General features: G+C 44.2%; 15 protein-coding genes. 9 read left to right on the top strand and 6 right to left on the bottom strand.

Annotation, left to right across the window (positions count from 1 at the left end; all coding sequences use genetic code 11):
- The first annotated feature begins 16 nt into the window (after positions 1-16).
- The 5 genes from aguB (at position 17) to R7035_RS01205 (ending at position 6,588) form a co-directional block, all read left to right on the top strand.
- Positions 17-883 carry an N-carbamoylputrescine amidase gene (gene aguB / locus R7035_RS01225; protein WP_017820918.1) on the top strand — a complete coding sequence of 289 codons (867 nt, stop codon included), beginning with the start codon at positions 17-19 and terminating at the stop codon, positions 881-883.
- Positions 884-895: 12 nt separating this feature from the next.
- Positions 896-1,978 carry an agmatine deiminase gene (aguA, locus tag R7035_RS01220; RefSeq protein WP_017633979.1) on the top strand — a complete coding sequence of 361 codons (1,083 nt, stop codon included), beginning with the start codon at positions 896-898 and terminating at the stop codon, positions 1,976-1,978.
- Positions 1,979-2,032: 54 nt separating this feature from the next.
- Positions 2,033-3,460 (top strand): NAD-dependent succinate-semialdehyde dehydrogenase, encoded by a 1,428-nt coding sequence (locus R7035_RS01215; RefSeq protein ID WP_180773126.1) that lies wholly within the window; start codon positions 2,033-2,035, stop codon positions 3,458-3,460.
- Between the two features lie 14 nt (positions 3,461-3,474).
- Complete coding sequence (gabT, locus tag R7035_RS01210; protein ID WP_213911020.1) at positions 3,475-4,746, top strand: 4-aminobutyrate--2-oxoglutarate transaminase; 1,272 nt, start codon at positions 3,475-3,477, stop codon at positions 4,744-4,746.
- Between the two features lie 519 nt (positions 4,747-5,265).
- Entirely contained in the window at positions 5,266-6,588 is a 1,323-nt protein-coding gene (locus tag R7035_RS01205; RefSeq protein ID WP_318145933.1) for an EAL domain-containing protein, read from the top strand.
- A 132-nt stretch (positions 6,589-6,720) separates the two neighbouring features.
- Here R7035_RS01205 and R7035_RS01200 read toward each other — a convergent pair whose 3' ends face one another.
- Positions 6,721-7,608 (bottom strand): DMT family transporter, encoded by an 888-nt coding sequence (locus R7035_RS01200; RefSeq protein ID WP_017633983.1) that lies wholly within the window; start codon positions 7,606-7,608, stop codon positions 6,721-6,723.
- 110 nt (positions 7,609-7,718) lie between these two features.
- On the opposite strand from R7035_RS01200, the gene R7035_RS01195 reads away from it, so the two are divergent.
- The 4 genes from R7035_RS01195 (at position 7,719) to R7035_RS01180 (ending at position 9,646) form a co-directional block, all read left to right on the top strand.
- The gene (locus R7035_RS01195) at positions 7,719-8,201 is read left to right on the top strand and encodes a MarR family winged helix-turn-helix transcriptional regulator (protein ID WP_017633984.1); all 483 of its coding nucleotides are present in this window, start codon (positions 7,719-7,721) and stop codon (positions 8,199-8,201) included.
- Positions 8,202-8,224: 23 nt separating this feature from the next.
- The gene (locus R7035_RS01190) at positions 8,225-8,578 is read left to right on the top strand and encodes an MmcQ/YjbR family DNA-binding protein (protein WP_017633985.1); all 354 of its coding nucleotides are present in this window, start codon (positions 8,225-8,227) and stop codon (positions 8,576-8,578) included.
- 119 nt (positions 8,579-8,697) lie between these two features.
- Positions 8,698-9,132: a DUF962 domain-containing protein gene (locus tag R7035_RS01185; RefSeq protein WP_005377800.1), complete on the top strand. Its 435-nt coding sequence runs from the start codon at positions 8,698-8,700 to the stop codon at positions 9,130-9,132.
- Positions 9,133-9,334: 202 nt separating this feature from the next.
- Positions 9,335-9,646, top strand: coding sequence for a hypothetical protein (locus R7035_RS01180; RefSeq protein WP_005377799.1), 312 nt, complete (start codon positions 9,335-9,337; stop codon positions 9,644-9,646).
- A gap of 146 nt (positions 9,647-9,792) precedes the next feature.
- Here the strand turns inward: R7035_RS01180 and R7035_RS01175 are convergent, their stop codons facing one another.
- From R7035_RS01175 to R7035_RS01155, 5 genes are all read right to left on the bottom strand, one after another.
- Positions 9,793-10,884 (bottom strand): sulfate ABC transporter permease, encoded by a 1,092-nt coding sequence (locus R7035_RS01175; protein ID WP_318145932.1) that lies wholly within the window; start codon positions 10,882-10,884, stop codon positions 9,793-9,795.
- Position 10,885: 1 nt separating this feature from the next.
- Positions 10,886-11,362 carry a hypothetical protein gene (locus tag R7035_RS01170; protein ID WP_017633987.1) on the bottom strand — a complete coding sequence of 159 codons (477 nt, stop codon included), beginning with the start codon at positions 11,360-11,362 and terminating at the stop codon, positions 10,886-10,888.
- Between the two features lie 9 nt (positions 11,363-11,371).
- Positions 11,372-14,548 carry a response regulator gene (locus R7035_RS01165; RefSeq protein WP_017633988.1) on the bottom strand — a complete coding sequence of 1,059 codons (3,177 nt, stop codon included), beginning with the start codon at positions 14,546-14,548 and terminating at the stop codon, positions 11,372-11,374.
- A 156-nt stretch (positions 14,549-14,704) separates the two neighbouring features.
- The gene (locus tag R7035_RS01160) at positions 14,705-16,861 is read right to left on the bottom strand and encodes an EAL domain-containing protein (protein ID WP_262652052.1); all 2,157 of its coding nucleotides are present in this window, start codon (positions 16,859-16,861) and stop codon (positions 14,705-14,707) included.
- On the bottom strand, positions 16,861-17,790 hold the full coding sequence (locus R7035_RS01155) for a phosphate/phosphite/phosphonate ABC transporter substrate-binding protein (protein ID WP_047100670.1): 930 nt from the start codon (positions 17,788-17,790) through the stop codon (positions 16,861-16,863). The genes R7035_RS01160 and R7035_RS01155 overlap by 1 nt, the downstream gene beginning before the upstream one ends.
- Between the last annotated feature and the right edge of the window lie 106 nt (positions 17,791-17,896).

Here is a 17,896-nt window from a genome sequence, read left to right as displayed (position 1 = left end):
AGATAAGGAATATCCAATGAGCAAAGTAGTGAAATTTGCAGCCCTTCAACTGACGAAAAGCTGGGATCTGGAAGATAACTTAGCCAAAGCAAAAAATGCGATTCGTGAAGCAGCACAAAACGGTGCGAACGTGATTCTTCCTCAAGAGCTGTTCGCCGCACCTTACTTCTGCAAAAAACAAGAAGCGAAGTATTTCGAGCTTGCAGAAGAAACGGAGAATTGTCGTCTTATTAAAGAGATGAGTGCGTTGGCTAAAGAGCTCGGCGTGGTGATTCCTGTCAGCTACTTTGAAAAAGCGGGCAATACGTTTTTTAACTCGCTAGTAATGATAGATGCCGATGGCACGGTACTAGATAACTACCGCAAGTCACACATTCCTGACGGCCCGGGCTACAGCGAGAAGTACTACTTTAGCCCTGGCGATACCGGTTTCAAAGTGTGGCAAACCAAGTTCGGTAAGTTCGGTGCTGGCATTTGCTGGGACCAATGGTTTCCAGAGCTTGCACGCAGCTTGGCTCTGCACGGCGCGGAAGCGATTTTTTACCCAACTGCAATCGGTTCTGAGCCTCAAGATCCGACACTGGATTCACGTGACCACTGGCAACGTACAATGCAAGGTCACTCGGCAGCAAACCTCGTTCCAGTGATTGCGTCAAACCGAGTGGGCACTGAAGTCGATGATGGTATCGAGACGACGTTCTACGGCTCTTCTTTTATCACTGACCACACTGGTGCAAAAATTGCCGAAGCACCGCGTCAAGGTGAAACCATCATTTACGCAGAAATCGACCTAGCTACGACAGCGAAAGCGCGTCACGCGTGGGGCTTGTTCCGCGACCGTCGTCCAGACCTTTACACCAGCGTTGGCAAACTAGCCGTTTAAAGAGGCGTTAAAATGAAGTTATCGACAACACCAGCGCAAGATGGCTTCTATTTTCCGGCTGAGTTTCAGCCGGTTAGTGAAGTTTGGCTAGCGTGGCCAGAAAGGAAAGACAATTGGCGTGATGACGCATTACCCGCGCAAGAAACCTTCGCCAGAATCGCGAACTTAATCGCGGAAGTGACCAAAGTGTGTGTGGCGGTGTGCTCGCACAACTTTGACCGAGCGCGTCAAATGCTTCACTCAGATGTACGTTTGGTGGAAATCCCATTTAACGATGCGTGGATGCGAGACATCGGGCCGACCGTGCTTGTTAACCAAGCGGGCGAGCGCCGTGGGATTAGTTGGCAATTCAACGCGTGGGGCGGCGAATACAACGGCCTTTACGACAACTGGCAGCAGGACGATCTTGTCGCTGGTTCGGTGTGCGACATCATCGGTATTGATCATTACCGCGCACCGTTTGTACTTGAAGGTGGGGCGATTCACACCGATGGTGAAGGCACCCTTTACACCACAGAAGAGTGCTTACTTAGTCCGGGGCGAAATCCACAGTTGAGCAAAGCGCAAATTGAAGAGCAGTTAAAGGCGTATCTCGGTATCGAAAAAGTCATTTGGTTGCCAAATGGTTTATTCAATGACGAAACAGACGGCCATGTTGACAACCTGATGCACGTTATCGCTCCGGGTAAGGTGGTACTGAGTTGGACCGATGACCCAAGTGATCCGCAATACGCGTTATCTCGTCAAGCGGAACAAGTACTGAAATCTCAGCACGATGCGAAAGGGCGCAATATTGAAATTGTCCGTTTGCCATTACCGGGTCCGTTGCATTACAGCGAGCGCGAAGCCAATGGCATTGACGCCAGTTCGGGAATGAGTCGACAAGCTGGCGAACGCCTAAGTGCCTCTTATGCGAACTTTCTTATCGTCAACGAGCATGTGTTCTTGCCGATGCTGGACGAAGAGACCGACGCTATGGCGATCGATATTTTGCAAAACGCGATGCCGGAATACCAAATCATCGCGATACCGTCGAGAGAGGTTCTACTCGGCGGAGGGAACATTCACTGTATTACGCAGCAGATCCCTGCTTAAACATGAACTCGCCGCTGGCTTAGCGGCGATGATGAGTTGTCAAAAGGAATGACCATGCAACAGATACAAAACCAAAGCCTTGTTTCGTTTATGGTAGCGAATCCACAACAGGGCATTGCAGTGACTAATCCGGCGACCGGAGAACTCCTCGGGTACGCACCAGTTTCAACCGAAAACGACATTTTAAATAGTATTGAACGTGCCCATGTCGCGCAGAAAGAATGGGCGGCACTGCCAGCAAAAACGCGCGCTGGTATGCTCAATCGTTGGTTCCAACTCCTGTTAGAAAACAAAGGCGACCTTGGCCGTTTGATGACGTTAGAACAAGGTAAGCCGCTAGCGGAAGCTCAAGGTGAAGTGCTTTACGGCGCGAGTTTTATCGAATGGTTTGCTGAAGAAGCGAAACGTACCTACGGTGAGACGATTCCTGCGCCGAGTGCAGACAAGCGTTTGGTGACCATCAAACAGCCAATTGGTGTTGCCTGTGCGATTACACCTTGGAACTTCCCAATTGCGATGATCACGCGCAAAGCAGGCCCAGCTTTAGCTGCAGGTTGTAGCTTTGTCGTAAAACCATCTGAATCTACGCCGCTGTCAGCGTTTGCGGTCGCAGAACTTGCCTACCAAGCAGGCGTCCCACGCGATGTGCTGCAAGTGGTTCTAGGTGAAAATTCCCGTCAGGTAGGTGCTATCTTCACTTCGCATCCGTTGATTCGTAAGTTGTCTTTCACTGGCTCTACTCAAGTCGGTAGCGTGCTGATGCAGCAAAGCGCGGCTGACATCAAACGTACCTCAATGGAGCTCGGTGGCAACGCGCCATTTATCGTATTCGATGATGCGGATATTGATGCTGCTGTGGCGGGCGCGATGGCGTCGAAATTCCGTAACGCAGGTCAAACGTGTGTGTGTGCGAACCGTTTCTACGTACACAGCAAAGTGTATGACGAGTTTGTTGCTAAGTTCGACGCTGCGGTTCAGCAGCTCAACGTCGGTAACGGCTTAGAAGAGGGCGTGAATATTGGTCCAGTGATCAGCGAATCGGCAAAGCAAGGCATTCAAGCGCTTATCGACGGTGCTATTGAACAAGGCGCTAAGCCAGTTACAGAACTTAAAAAGCTCGATGGTCTATTTATGCAGCCAGTGGTGCTCAAAGACGTTACTCACGACATGAAGATTGTCTCTGAGGAAATCTTTGGCCCTGTCGCACCAGTGATTCGTTTTGACAGTGACGCACAGCTGATCGAAATGGCGAACGACACCATCTATGGCCTCGCGTCGTACTTCTACAGCCAAAACATTCACCGTGTTTGGAAAATCGCAGAAGCGCTCGAATACGGCATGGTCGGCATTAACGAAGGCATGATTTCTACTGAAGTCGCTCCTTTCGGTGGTGTTAAGCAGTCCGGCATCGGACGCGAAGGCGCAAAACAAGGTATCGATGAATATATGGACGTGAAATATCTCTGCTTTGGCGGCAACTAATTAAGGACAAGACAATGACAAACCAACAACTACACGAAAGAAGAAGCCAAGTTATCGCTCAAGGCATGGGCGCACTGTACCCACTTTACGTCGAGAAAGCAGAAAACGCTTACGTATGGGATATCGAAGGCAACAAATACATCGACTTTGCAGCGGGCATCGCGGTAACTAACACCGGGCATTCTCACAAACGTATCAGTGAAGCGGTAAAAGCTCAGTTGGATAACTTCTCGCACACGTGTGCGATGGTTACGCCGTACGCGTCATTTGTTGAGCTCGCTGAAAAGCTGACAGAACTTGCACCAGGTGAGACTAAGAAGAAAGCGATCTTTCTAACCACTGGCGCCGAGGCGGTCGAAAATGCCGTAAAAGTGGCACGCGCTCATACAGGCCGTAGCGGCGTGATAGCGTTTAAAGGCGGCTTTCACGGTCGCACAAATATGACGATGGGGTTAACTGGTAAAGTTGCGCCATATAAAGCAGGCTTTGGTCCTTTCCCGAATGAAATCTATCACGCGCCGTACCCAAATGCGTTCCACGGCATCAGCGTTGAGCAAAGCTTACAAGCAATCGACGATCTATTTGCTTGCGATATCGAACCTTCACGCGTTGCGGCGATCATCTTCGAGCCAGTACAAGGTGAGGGCGGCTTCTACAAAGCACCTGAAGCGTTTGCACAAGGCTTACGTCAGCTGTGTGATAAGCACGGTATCATGCTGATTGCCGATGAAATCCAAACGGGTTTTGCTCGTACCGGTAAAATGTTTGCAACAGAGTACCTAGGCATTGAACCAGACCTAATGACAATGGCGAAAGGCATTGCTGGTGGTTTCCCAATCTCAGCGGTAGTTGGGAAAGCGGATGTGATGGACTCTGCACTACCCGGTGGTTTAGGTGGCACTTATGCGGGCTCGCCACTTGGTTGTGTTGCTGGTCTTGAAGTGCTGAAAATCATCGAAGAAGAAAACTTGTGCACTAAAGCGATGGGCATTGGTGAAGTGGTCAATGCACGAATGACTAAGCTGCAACAGTCAGTACCTGCTATCGGTGAAATCCGCACTACTGGTGCAATGATGGCGATTGAGTTTACTGACCCAGAATCAGGCAAACCACTGCAAGAGATGACCAAAGCGGTGATTTCTAAAGCGCAAGAAAACGGCCTTATCCTGCTTTCTTGTGGAGTAAAAGCGAACGTGATTCGCTTGTTGCCGCCGCTAACCATTGAGCCTGAAGTGCTTAGTGAAGGCCTAGATAAGTTGGAAAAAGTGATTCTTGAAGTGGCGTAATTCACGCACTTTTAAATAGCAATAACAAATAAAGGAAGCGGTTGGCATCAATCGTTTCCTTTTTGTTTTTTAGCGTATCTGCTGCCTATCTAAAAAGTATTGCTCAAGATCCAAGTTGTCACTTTTATTACGGATGACTTAACAGTTGGGCTCGTTCTTACTTTTCACTTAGTCGCTACTTTGTTCTCCTCGAATGTGGTTTGGTGCTCACATTCTAAATCCCGACATCTGAAAGCCACTTGAGTCTATAATTTTATTGAGCGTCATTCCTCACTTTTTGGACTATAAAAATGAGATAGTATTCATATCCCACTTAGGTTGCTTGACAGATTAGCAGGACGAACTTTGATAACAAAGAATACAAGGTATGCCATTTTACTCGGCTTAGTTCCCATCGCCATATTTGTAGTGGCCTTTCATTCGATAACCAACTTTTACGTCAACTCGGTAAAAGCGTCGAAAATAGATGCTTACGTAGATTATTTAAATCAAAGGTCTGCCTATTTGGACGGAGCAATAGTGAAGCAGATTGCTCAGTTAGATTTTACTTGTAGTGATAGTGATGTAAGAACTTTACGCGACTCACGTTTTTATAACCGTTACATTCGTTTTATTGCGATGACCACAGAAGGCGGAAAAACGTTTTCCACGGTTGGTAGTGAAGTGTCTCGCCCATTTAGTAGTGAACGATTTCAGATGGATGAGAACTTTTTCGCATCACTTATTTTGCCGCAACAGAATGACCAAATAGAGTGGATGGTCATTTATGATAATGAACACGTTGAAGTCTTCTGGGTGCTTGATAACAGTTGGGTTAACGAGGTAATAAAAACGCCTTGCAAAGACTGCCTATTTGTAGAGTTTAAGTATGATGAACCAATATTTGGTGATTTAACGATAAGCCGTGGCAAAGCGAACATTGCAGGAGAAGAAAACGCACTATCAAAAGAGTTTTTCTTTTCAGGAGAGTCTCAAGCCAACATGCTCATCAAGATATACAGCGGTGAAAAACTTAAAAATTATGCTCAGGAAAGAGTACTTTTGTGGGGCGGTCTTGTAAGTGTGCTTGCTGGTCTTGTGACTGCCTTTGCATACATATCTGGTAAAAGCTTGAGAAAATCCATTACAGGTCTAATTGAAAATGGGATTAGTAATGCAGAATTTATTCCTTACTACCAGGCGATTGTCGATAGTCGCGATGGTAAGACAGTAGGATATGAAGCTCTGATTCGATGGTCGCGACGTGATGGAATGGTGCCACCAAATATGTTTATTGGTGCTGCAGAAGAAAGTGGCCTGATTATCCCGATGACGAATCAGCTTATTCGTAAAATCATACAAGACTTAAGTGACTTACCCGAGCATACGTGGGTCAGCATCAATATTGTTTCCTCCCATTTAGAGTCAGGTGTATTAACGAAGTTGCTGTCGGAGTTAAATTGGCCAATCTCTAATAGAATTCATTTTGAATTGACCGAGAGAATACCAGTAAAAGACACTGAGGCCGCGAAAAAAGAGATTTTGTATTTAACGAATAAAGGCTACAAGTTCAAAATTGACGATTTTGGTACCGGATATGGTGGCTTTTCTTACCTACAAGATTTGGGCATCCGGTGTGTAAAAGTGGATAAGATGTTCATTGATCCAATAGGATCTGACGACCAAAAGTTGAAAGTGCTAGACTCAATTGTGTCTGCAGCGAACAAAGCGGAATGTGAGATGATTGCAGAAGGTGTAGAGAGCCAGGCTCAAGTCGAATACCTGGCTCAGCATGCGATTTACCTTATTCAAGGTTATGTTTACGCTAAACCAGAGCCCCTGACTAACCTTGCAAGCGCTTAACAGCCAAAACGTCAAAACGTACCGTTTTAAAGGTGTCAGTTGCCTAGGTTAGCGCTGATTTCTGCTTATGGGGTCACACTTGAGGATTCCTAACACTCTCATTACTTCTAGAGTGTTAGGAATTAACGTTACTTAGGAGGAGAGTGCGGCTCTTTTCGCTTTGATCGACGTAATGAGCTGAGGTAGTAATGACATTACGATCATTCCTAGCATTAAGCTATATTGCAGAGGAGTGAACGTTTCCCCCAATAGCAGTAGGCCCGAAACAATGCCTGCGACTGGGTTTGCAATACCACCAAAGGTAAAATCTACGACCGACATCCGCTGTAATAACCATACATACATGCCATACCCTAATGCGGTGTTCAGAATAATTACCCACAGTAACCCTAGAATATTCGTCATGGATACGTCCTGAACGACCGTAACATATGGCTCTGGATTGTTTATCGCCAGCACACTTGTTGCGATAGACATAATCACGCCACCCAAAATGAGCTGCCATGTTAGCACTGTCCACCAGTGCATTTTTGTACCTAGTGACTTTGTTACGCTACTTCCTATCACGATGCACATAATGGCGGAGATCATCGCAAGTAAGCCCACGGGTTCGAGAGAAATAGAGCTAGGATCAAATAAGAACCAAGCTAAAGTAATCAAAGTTGCGCCGCTTATCGCTTGAATGCCACTAGGCTGACGTTTGTAGACCGCCCAACCAAACAGCATCGCAAAAACGGGGACCGAAACCATACCAACACCAGAGATGGCAGAAGGAAGCGTCAACGCCATGACAAAAATGAGACCAAAGAAGCAAGCGATGTTGATGGTTCCTAAAACAAGCAGCACTTTCCACTCACTTCTTTTTGGAAACGAGGGCTTTATTGCCAGCAACAAAAGACCCGCAGGCAGTGCCCTTAGAGCACCAAGTAAAACGGGAGGCCAGTCCGGTAGAGTAAACTGAGTAACAGCGTAAGTCGTCCCCCAAAAAAAGGCAGGAATCATCGCAAGTAAAATGTTCATGTTAAATATCTTTATGTAGAGATAATTAAATGTAACGATATCGGCAAGGTGGCTTTTTGTAAAGTATCTTTATGTTAAAATAAAAAATATATGATGTTTGGAGAGAAATAATGGATGCAATTGATAGAGTGGTAGAGCAGTGGGCTAGGGAGAAGCCAGACCTCGACACTGAACCGATGGCAATAATGGGTCGACTAATGCGAATTGCAAAACACATGGAATCTAGGGTCGCCGAGCTACATAAGAAGTACGATCTGAAAATGGGTGAATTTGATGTGTTAGCGACACTGCGTCGAGCTGGTTCACCATATTGTCTTACTCCCTCAGCGTTAATAGAGTCGATGATGCTCACTTCGGGTGCGATGACTAATCGCTTAGATAAACTAGAGAAGAAAGGGTTTATTACCAGAACCCATAGCAAAGAAGACCGACGTAGCGTCACCGTTGAACTAACAGAGCAAGGCTTAACCTTAATTGACAAGCTAATTTTGGAGCATGTAGACGTTCAGCAATCGTTATTGCATGGTTTAGAAGGCAATGAAAAAGAGCAGGTTAACCAGGCGTTAAAATTGCTATTGCCACAATTTGAATGAGAACGCAGAAGGAGGCAGGGGATATGAAAAGCAAAGAACTAGAACAATACTTAAGTACCTTCATGTGTGCAGAAAGCGATTTCCCATTTGGGCCTGAAGCGCTTGTTTACAAAATCAAAGGCAAGATGTTTGCCATCATTGCAGAGAGAAACGGTCGGGAGTATGTCAGCGTAAAAGTAAAACCAGAAGATGGAGAAGTCTTAACGTCGCAGTTTACGGACATTATCCCGGGTTATCACTTAAATAAGCGTCATTGGATAACGGTTTATTTTAACGGTGATGTCGAGGATGGGTTGATTCAAGATTTGTGTGAACGCTCTTATGCTCTTGTCGTTGCCAAGCTGCCGAAAGCACAACGAGCGTTGCTTGGTGAGTAATCGGCAACGCACTGGCCTCTGTTGTTTTGTCGCTCGTTGCTCGTAGCCTTTACGGAAAAATTCGCACCTTTTTCATCCTCGGGCTATATAAGAATAAGAAGGTGGAAAAGGGGAATGATATGCGAGCATTATCTGAATGGCTAAAAGAATACGGGGAGAGTCACCAAAACCCTATCAACCAAAAGATTCACACAATCGCAGTTCCAGGTATTTACCTTTCTGTGGTTGGACTTATTTGGTCGATTCCCCAGATTTCACTATTAGGCTTCGAACTTAATTGGGTTTGGGTAGCGGTGATCCCCACTTGGGTTTTCTATTTTCGTTTGTCTCTGAGCGTATTCATGATGATGATCGGCTACACATTAGCGTGCATTGGACTTATTTGGTCTCTAGAGGTATTGATGTTGCCCGTTCTGCATATTTCTATGCTTTTGTTTGGCGTATTGTGGATATTGCAATTTATCGGTCACAAGATTGAAGGTAAAAAACCGTCGTTTTTTGAGGATTTACAGTTTCTACTCATCGGCCCGATTTGGGTGTTCAGAAAACACTAGCGATAAGCAAAATCAGGCATCATCCGAATTACACAAGACATATAACGTTCAGAGATTATGTAGCTCTTACTACATAATACCTCTCCTTCTTATTGCCACGACAAGCATTCACTTTAGATACGCACTATGATTAAAGAGGTGCCAACGCACTTTACGCTATCGAGATACTTAAACTTACGGCAAGTTTACTTTAGGGGGATGAATGTACGACCGACAATATAAATATGCCTATTGGAGAGAAGAGCGTAAAAAAGGCAAATGGCACTATATATTAAAGTCCTTCTTTATGATTTGTTGTGCATTACTGCTTGGTAAAGTCATCGGTTTGTTCATTTTTGGAGAGCTGCATTCTTTAAGCGACATTTGGGAACAACTCCCTGCGGATGTTTTTATTATGATGCTCGTGGGCTTCCCAATTAGTGTCCTTGGTTGGTACCACGAAGAGTCAAAGTTTTTCCGGGCACTGCGACGCAAAGAAAAGCGGTTAAAAGGCAATCAAAACAAACCGAAATAGAGTAACCTTTGTCTCTGTTTGGATTGCCACGTACCTATCTGATCGATTCTATCCCTTCCAGTCGTTTAGCGTTTAGTTACGTGTTGCAAAAAGCCTTCTTAATGCAACAGCCCCTAGCGTTGTGGAAATTGGTACTGTAAGAAACATTAAAAAACGAAGTTGAGCATTAGCGTATAAAGGCTCGCACTGTCATCCTTTGGGGCTGATGAAAACGCGCCAGAGCTATTATTGTAGGCGTTGAACCTTTGCCATTCTGCGTTCAGGGAAACGTTGTAATCTAGGTCGTATCTCAACCCGAGTAAGAAACTGTCTCCACTTTTTTTATCCCGACTATTAAACTGCTGACCGTAAACAATATAAGGAGTCAGCTTGTTTACATTATAACTTGTTGTCGCGTACCAAGATGAGGAAAGATTACTGGTCTGTCCTTCTGCCATAATCACAATGTTATCGAGCTCGTATCTTAACCCTAGAGAAAACAGATCGATCGTGTTGTTTTTTTCTGTTTCAACTAGACGGTCAATGATTGTGGTTCCGCCACCGGGAGTGGACTGCTCAATGTTAGAGAGCGTCGTTGTTTGATCATAATCGCCGTGGAGGTAGGAAAAATTCCAACGATAGCTCTCTCCGCTTAGCGTTAAGTTCATCCCTGCAGTGTTGTTTGACTCAATTTCCAATTCAGTACGTTCATTGATGGTTACGTCACTATTGTCTTTAAACCCGACAAACGGCATGGCGGTAAGTACGACTTGCTCATTGAGGTCATGAATCCAGCGTGCAGATAGGCCGTTATAAGCCATGATACCTAGAATGCTGTCATATACCTCATTCGGTGGGCGGGCTTGGGTAAAAGCGTGGCCGACATAGTTGTACTCAGACATCAAAAACAGTGGCAGTCTTAAGCGTCCTCCTCGTATTTCTATGTTTTTATAGGTATAAGCCAAATACGCCCACTCGAGCTGAGGCGAGCTCCAATGGTCTTGCGGGCGCTTTACGACTTGTGCGGATGCCCGAAATGCCTTGTGAAAATAATCGAGCTGCATGCCGAAAGTGGTATCGCAATCGAAACAAGATTCATCGCCAATAAAGCGGTTAACTAGTACCGTAGTTGGGTTATCGGATTTTGCCCACGACGTAGAGCCAAAACCACTTAAAGAAAGTTGTTCTGTTAGCTCAATCGTGGCTGAGCTCGGAAAGGTCGCGATACTCAGCGATAACATGGTTAAATATTTTTTCATATCAATTCTCCGAGCTAACCACACATAAAACATGAGCATTACTAGGGACGCTCGATGTTGGGGCATAACCAATTCTATTCGGCTTCTCTTGCATCCATGCTATGAGGTCATCAATGCTGGAGCGTGCAATCACTTTTGGCGGTCTAGCTTTACCTGAAAAAGACAAGCTTGCCCAATGCGCGTTCATTTGCGCTAAATTTTTGTTGAGAAGATAACGATAGAACTCAGCTCTTTCTGTTGATGTCGCAGGCCAGTCAGAGAGTTCAATTCGCTGGCCTTGTAAAAGTTGCGTCTTCCCTCTGTACAACTTTCGCGCTTTATTGACAGTGAGCGGAGAGAATTCGTCATTAAATGAGAAAACGGCGTAGCTCTCTGCAGCGAGAGCTTGGCAATTTAATGAAAGAAGGGCAATCAGAATAAACAGATAGCGTTTTATGTAACGCAAAGGAAAAGCAACGCGAGAATGATTTCTACTCATAGAATCCACCTACATTGCTTGTTCAATTTGATACAACAGTTTTTCTTTGCGCACAGGCTTTGGTACGTAGGCATCCATTCCTGAATCAAAGCAGCGCTGAATGTCATCATCTACGACGCTTGCGGTTAATGCGATAATGGGCGTCTTAGCTAATCCTTTACTCGCTTCATAAGCTCTAATTTGCCTAGAAGCTTCAAACCCATCCATTATGGGCATCATGCAATCCATCAAAATAACATCAAACTTTCCATCTTTTTGGAACATTTCGACTGCAATTTGTCCGTTTTCTGCGACTTCGAATTGATAGCCTGCTTTAGATAGCAATAGAGAAGCCACTTTCTGGTTCACTCTATTATCTTCGACAAGCAAGATGCGTTCGGAGCGAATAGGCGTTACCGTTGCTTCTGATTGCTCAGAACTTGCAGGTAGTTCATGAGTTTTATCGGGGGTGGTGTTCTCTTGGTGTGGTTCAGCAGGCGTCGTGTTGGAAACGCGTAACCCTATTGCCTTATCTAACTTCTCTTTGAGCAACCCTGCTTTAAACGGTTTGGGCACATAGTCATCCATTCCAACATCAAAGCATTTTTGTATATCATCATCGACCACACTTGCCGTTAGAGCAATAATTGGAATTCTGAAAGCGCGTTTTTCTTTTACTTCTATTTGACGAATTATTTGGGTGGCTTCAAATCCATCCATTACGGGCATCATGCAGTCCATTAAAATTAGGCTGTACTGATTCTGTTGAAATTTCTCAACCGCTTCTTGTCCGTTTACAGCGACATCAAAGTCGAAGCCAGCTTTTGTGACGTGTAGCCCCGCGATTTTTTGATTGACCGTATTGTCATCAACGACCAAAATTTTCGGCAGAGATTTAACATGTTGCGCTGAAGTGCTCTCTTGTTGTGCGTGCGAGAAATTTGCCGCACAACTTTCAAGTGCTTTAATTAAGCGCTGCCCTAGTAGTGGCTGAGTGACCAAGGCGCTGATACTGTTTCTAAAGTCGAATTGTGGGCTATGAAGGTGCTTGATGAGGCAGACACGAATGTTTCGTTTACAAAGGCTTTCTATCTCATCGATATGCATCGCCGCTGCATTTGGTGATGCTTCTACATGAATAACGATAACGCGCTCGTTATCAATCCACGTTGGCAACGCACTTAAGGTATCTACTGACTGCGTTATATTGATGTTGAAAAAACTTAACTCGTTACGCAGTTTTTGTTCTAGTTGAGTACTGCTGCATACAATCCATATGTCGTTGTGATTCAGAGCGTGATAAGCGTTAAACTCTTGCGTCACAACAGGAGCAGTTAGTTCAAAGAAGAAGCGACTGCCTTTACCTTTCTCGGATTCAAGTTGAATTTCTCCACCCATTAGCTCAACTAATTGCGTGCTAATGGCAAGCCCAAGTCCAGTTCCCCCAAATTGTCGGGTAGTAGAGTTATCCTCTTGGGCAAATGGAGCAAATATTTTCTTTTGCTGCTGGGCATCAATACCAATCCCAGAATCTTTAACGGAAAACTCGATGACCGCTTCACCATTTTTTATTTCGCGGGTGATGACCGATAGCTCTACACTGCCTTGTTCGGTAAATTTTACCGCGTTAGACATGAAGTTCATGACAACTTGGCGTATACGATGGTCATCCAACATTACGTGGTAAGGCGTGTTACGGCTAATGTTGACTTGCACATCGATGCCTTTTTCCTTTGCTTTCGGTGAAATGATAGAAGCAATGTCATAGATAGACTCTCGAACACAAGTTGAATGTGGGCTAATGAGCAACATCCCAGATTCAATTTTTGAGAAGTCTAGAACGTCATTAATTAAACTCAAAAGCAGTTGGGAGGAGGTTTCAATCGTATCGACGTAATCGCGTTGTGTGGCAGTCAGGGAAGTATCGGATAAGACTTCAGAGATACCAATAACGCCATTTAGCGGCGTGCGGATCTCGTGGGACATGTTGGCCAAAAAGCTACTTTTGGCTTTACTCGCCTTAATTGCATCATCTTTTGCTTGTTCTGCATCTTCTTTAGCTTGTGTGAGCTTTAGTCTGGACAACATCCGCTCATCACTAAGCTTTTTTACCTCTCGAGCAAACTTACTCAGCTCGTCTTTACCCTTTATTAGTTGAGCAAGAGGTGAATTTTCAGTGTTACTTTGTTCATTGCTTTCGTTACTGAGAAATTTGAGGACTAGATTCAAGTTTCCAGTAACTTTTCGCACCAATCTTAGCGTTAAACTTACGACCAACAGCGTTAAAAGGCTCATCATTGCGATAAAGGTAAAGCGGTGCTGTGTCGTCGTGTTGATTGTCTTTGATATATCATCACTCAGCTGCTGTTCCATTTTGTCGTCAACACTTTGTAATAACGATAAGCGTTTGTTGAGTGCAGATAACCCCGCATCAATCTCATCCGGGGTTAATGATTTGAGTTGAGCTGGTTGCAATAAATAAGCACGAAACTCTTGGCTTTTGATAAAGACTTCACCCGTAAACGTCTCAATGAGCAGATCTACTTGTTGTTGATTGGCATTTAGCGTCACAAAACGCTCTAGAAATAGTTGTTGGTTCTGGATTAAAGATTGGATAGAAGCCTGTGTTGTGAGGTCATACTCGTTATTTTCCTCTGAAGATCGAATCAAATATTCGCTTAATCTATGCTCTTCAGTGGACCAAAACATCAACCATTCAAGTTGCATCAAAGAAGAAAGGTGAGTGTTTGTTTCATAACTCACATTTCTAAAATAGACTTTGTCTAAGCTCATGAGGATTTCTTTGAACGTATCAGCGCGCCACTCTGCCGCATCTAACTTTTCTTCTTGATTTTGCGAAGAGAGCATCGAGAGGGTTGCTTCCTCAAAGCTTGTCAACTGGTTTAGTATCTCAGCGTTTTCACCGAATACTGGTGCTGCAGTGTCGCGTAACAATTGAGATATCTGCTGAGTTTTTAGTTGCTTATCTATTACATCAGGGTTATTCGGTAGGTGATAAAGCGAAGATACGCGGTCTATGTAGACAGAGAATAACTGTGCTTTTTGTAGTTCCTGAGCCTGGATAGAAAGGCTTTGTACATGTTTACCCGCGAGGACAAGCAACAATAAAATTGGCAGCAAAACCAACCCAAATAGCTTTTGTTTTACCGACAGGTTGTTCCAAGAAAAGATTCCTACCACGCGCATTTCCATATCCAAGAAGTTGATATGAAAAGTGTAGTTTATTTATCTCAGATGTTAGATTTTAAGAGAAAATTCATATTAATGAGGTGGGGGAAGTGTGACCGATATTGCATTACGAGTACTAACGCGCTAAGCGGCAATAGTTAACAAAACGGCGTTCTAAGCAAAGTGATTGACGCTTTGAGCGCCACTCCCTCGTTGGTATTCAAATGCAATCAATTCCTCGGCAGGTACAGGTCTACCTAAGAAAAAACCTTGTACGACGTCACAGTGGAGAGACTCCATTCGTGTGAGTTGAGTTTGAGTTTCTACGCCTTCGGCTACTACTTTCATTCTTAGGTTGTGAGCCATGGATACAATCGCGCGAACTAATGAATCGTCTTGATCGCTTTTTCGGATTTGAGCGATAAATGAACGATCAATCTTGAGCCCGTCAAAAGCCATATGTTGTAGGTAGGCAAGGGCTGAATACCCCGTACCAAAGTCATCTAGCCAAACTTCCACTCCGATACTTTGTAGTTTTTTAAGCACATATTGAGCTTTCTCTGTATCATCAATAAAAAGTGACTCTGTCACTTCAACATGAATGGTTTGAGGGGCGACATCATGTCGTCGTAAATACTTAGAAAATAATTGACTTAAATCTTGGCGATAGATTTGTCTTGGGGACAAGTTTAATGCGATGTGAAAATCCGTACCGAAATGTTCTGCCCACATTGCCCGCTTAGCAATTGCCGTCTCAATGATATGTTCTCCAAGCTCCAATATTAAATCACTTTGCTCTGCGATCGGGATAAACGATTCTGGACTGATATAGCCTTTCTCGGGATGATTCCACCTAACCAATGCTTCGACCCCAATTAGGCGATAGGTTTTTAGATCAAATTGTGGTTGATACCACAGCTCGAATTGAGACAAGTCACGTACTGAACGACGCAGTTCTCGTTCTATGTATAAACGTTGTTTAATCGTTTCATCAAACGTGGAATCGTATATCGTCATAATGTCTTTACCGCGTCTTTTAGATTCCTGCGCCGCAAGAGAGGAAAGCTGTAAAAGAGACTCAGCGTTTGAACCAAATTCTGGATACACAGCAATTCCGAGGCTTGCCGTAATTTGAATATCGTTCTCTTCCAAACTAAAGGGAGAGAGTAGTTGGCGATGAATATCGTTCGCTTTTTCTCTAGCTTCATGATTGTCCGAGCACGGAAAGGCCAGTACAAATTCATCCGCACCTACTCGACTTACGATGGTAGAAAGGCGGTAAAGCGGCTTAAAATAACTCGGCAAACGGCCTTGAAGCTCTGAGGCAAGATGGCCTAGCAATTTATCCCCAATGTTATGTCCATAGTTATCGTTAATGTGCTTAAAGTCATCCAAGTCAATAAACACAACCGCGAGTGAGGGGGATTTGTGGTCAGTTATTTGCGTTTGAATATCAATGAGTAACTTTTCTCGGTTTGGCAGGGAAGTCAGAATATCGTGGTACGCCATGAACTCAACTCGGCTGGTGTATCGGTTCACTTTGTTTGACATTTTGTTGTACGCCGAAATAAGTTCTCCCACTTCATCTTTGCTTTGTATGTCGGTGACTGGCAGCGCTTGGGTATTTGACTCTGAAAATTGATCTTTTAGTTGCTTGAGTGGCTTAGTTAACGACCGCCCCAAAGCATAAGCGATGATGCTACCGAATAGAACGGATATCCCACTGATCGTTAGCAGCAAGTTAAACATCTTCTGTTTATCGTTTGAGGTAATCGCTTGGACTTGTTCAATATTCTGTTCTTTCTCTTCCAGTAGATGTATCAAGTTAAGCTCAAGATACACCGCCCCAAGAGTAATGTTTGATTGCTGAATCGGCGCTGCGATCTCCAACTGATGCTTGGAAAAGGAAACGAGAGTTCTAGATTCTTCTATTGCTTTCAAAATAAAAGGAGAGCGGTAATGAGGTTGGGCAAACATCCTTAGCTGAGTAGTGCCGTCGTGAAAGATTAGCCCTTCATTGTCAACAACATGTATTTTCGAGACATCTGGCTGGCTCAATGTTGCCTTAATTTGCTCATACGCTTGACTGATATTGTCTGTATAGAGTGGATCAAAAAGCTGTTTTGATAATAGCTCTGCATAAACCAACCCTTTTTGCTTAACGTAAGATTCTGTTTTTTCTTGAGAGTTGTTCGTGATTTGTTGAGTTAAGCTATTTGAATACGCATCGTAACCGTGCATGTATAACGCAAGATTTATCACCACAACAAACAAGACAACGAACATTGTCGAGCAAATGTATTTGGTTTCGAGTGAGAGCTTTTGAAACATCAATCCACCTTCGGTAACAAGTGAACTGACTTGCGCACTGTACTTAAGGAGGCTCGCATTTCTGGAGTAAGCGCGCTGAATTTTTTGGTGTTCTGAAACTTTTTAAGTGCGAGAGAGCCTTCGTGAGTTGTATCCATATCAAGCAGTATGGACGTGATTTTACGCTGTTGCTCTAGGCTCATGCTTGGAGAAGCGAGAATCAAATCCCTGGGTATTTCAACAGAACGAGAAAAAATCGCTAGTTTGTCTTTCATGTTCTCTGGCAAATCTTTGGGATTGTTCCAGTTGAAGTTACTGAATGCTCCTGCTGCAACTCTCTGTTTATATACCCATACAGATAGGTTGATTTCATTTGACTGAGCGAGTTGCTCATCAAGGAATAAATAACCAATACTGTCTTTGGCCGGTTTGTCATCAGGAGAGGGAAGGTATTGCAGTTTTTCTCCGTGATTCAGCAATGTAATCGCAGGTAGGTAATAGCTGCTGGTAGACGTGCGCTTTTCGAAAACAAGCGTTTTCCCGCGCAGGTCAGAAAATGACTCAATGCCACTCTCTTTATTAGTAAAGAACACCGTATGATATTTTTGCAGGCCTTTTTTCCATCGTATAGCGAGGACTTGGCTATTAGACTCCTTTTCTAAGGTCATCGCATTAAAGGGGGTCGCCGTTGCAATTTGAACGGTGCCATTTTCAAGCGCAACCGCGAGCTGACGATAATTTTTAAATACCTTTACCGCCCCTTTTGCGTAACCATATTCAGCCATATTTTCAGTTACATACTGAGTAAGGGGCGTCGCTTTTTTGATTTTGCTTTGGGCTTTATTGGACACAATGCCAAATGTGAATGTTTTCTCAATATTTTCTTGTGCACTGACGACAAAAGGTGAACTCAGCAAAGTGAGTAATAACAGAGTGCAGGCAGGTTTCATCCGGCTTCAACTTCCTTCTGGTGCATGTCAGTAATATTTAGTATTTATCAATGTGCCGAAATCAATCTTAAAAACAGTATGATGTACAAATTTCGTTGTGTGCGCA

The organism is Vibrio sp. 1731 (assembly GCF_033339955.1).
GTDB classification, from domain to species: domain Bacteria; phylum Pseudomonadota; class Gammaproteobacteria; order Enterobacterales; family Vibrionaceae; genus Vibrio; species Vibrio alginolyticus.
The sequence above is the reverse complement of the archived record's forward strand: the minus strand, read 5'-3'. Positions and strand labels throughout refer to the sequence as shown.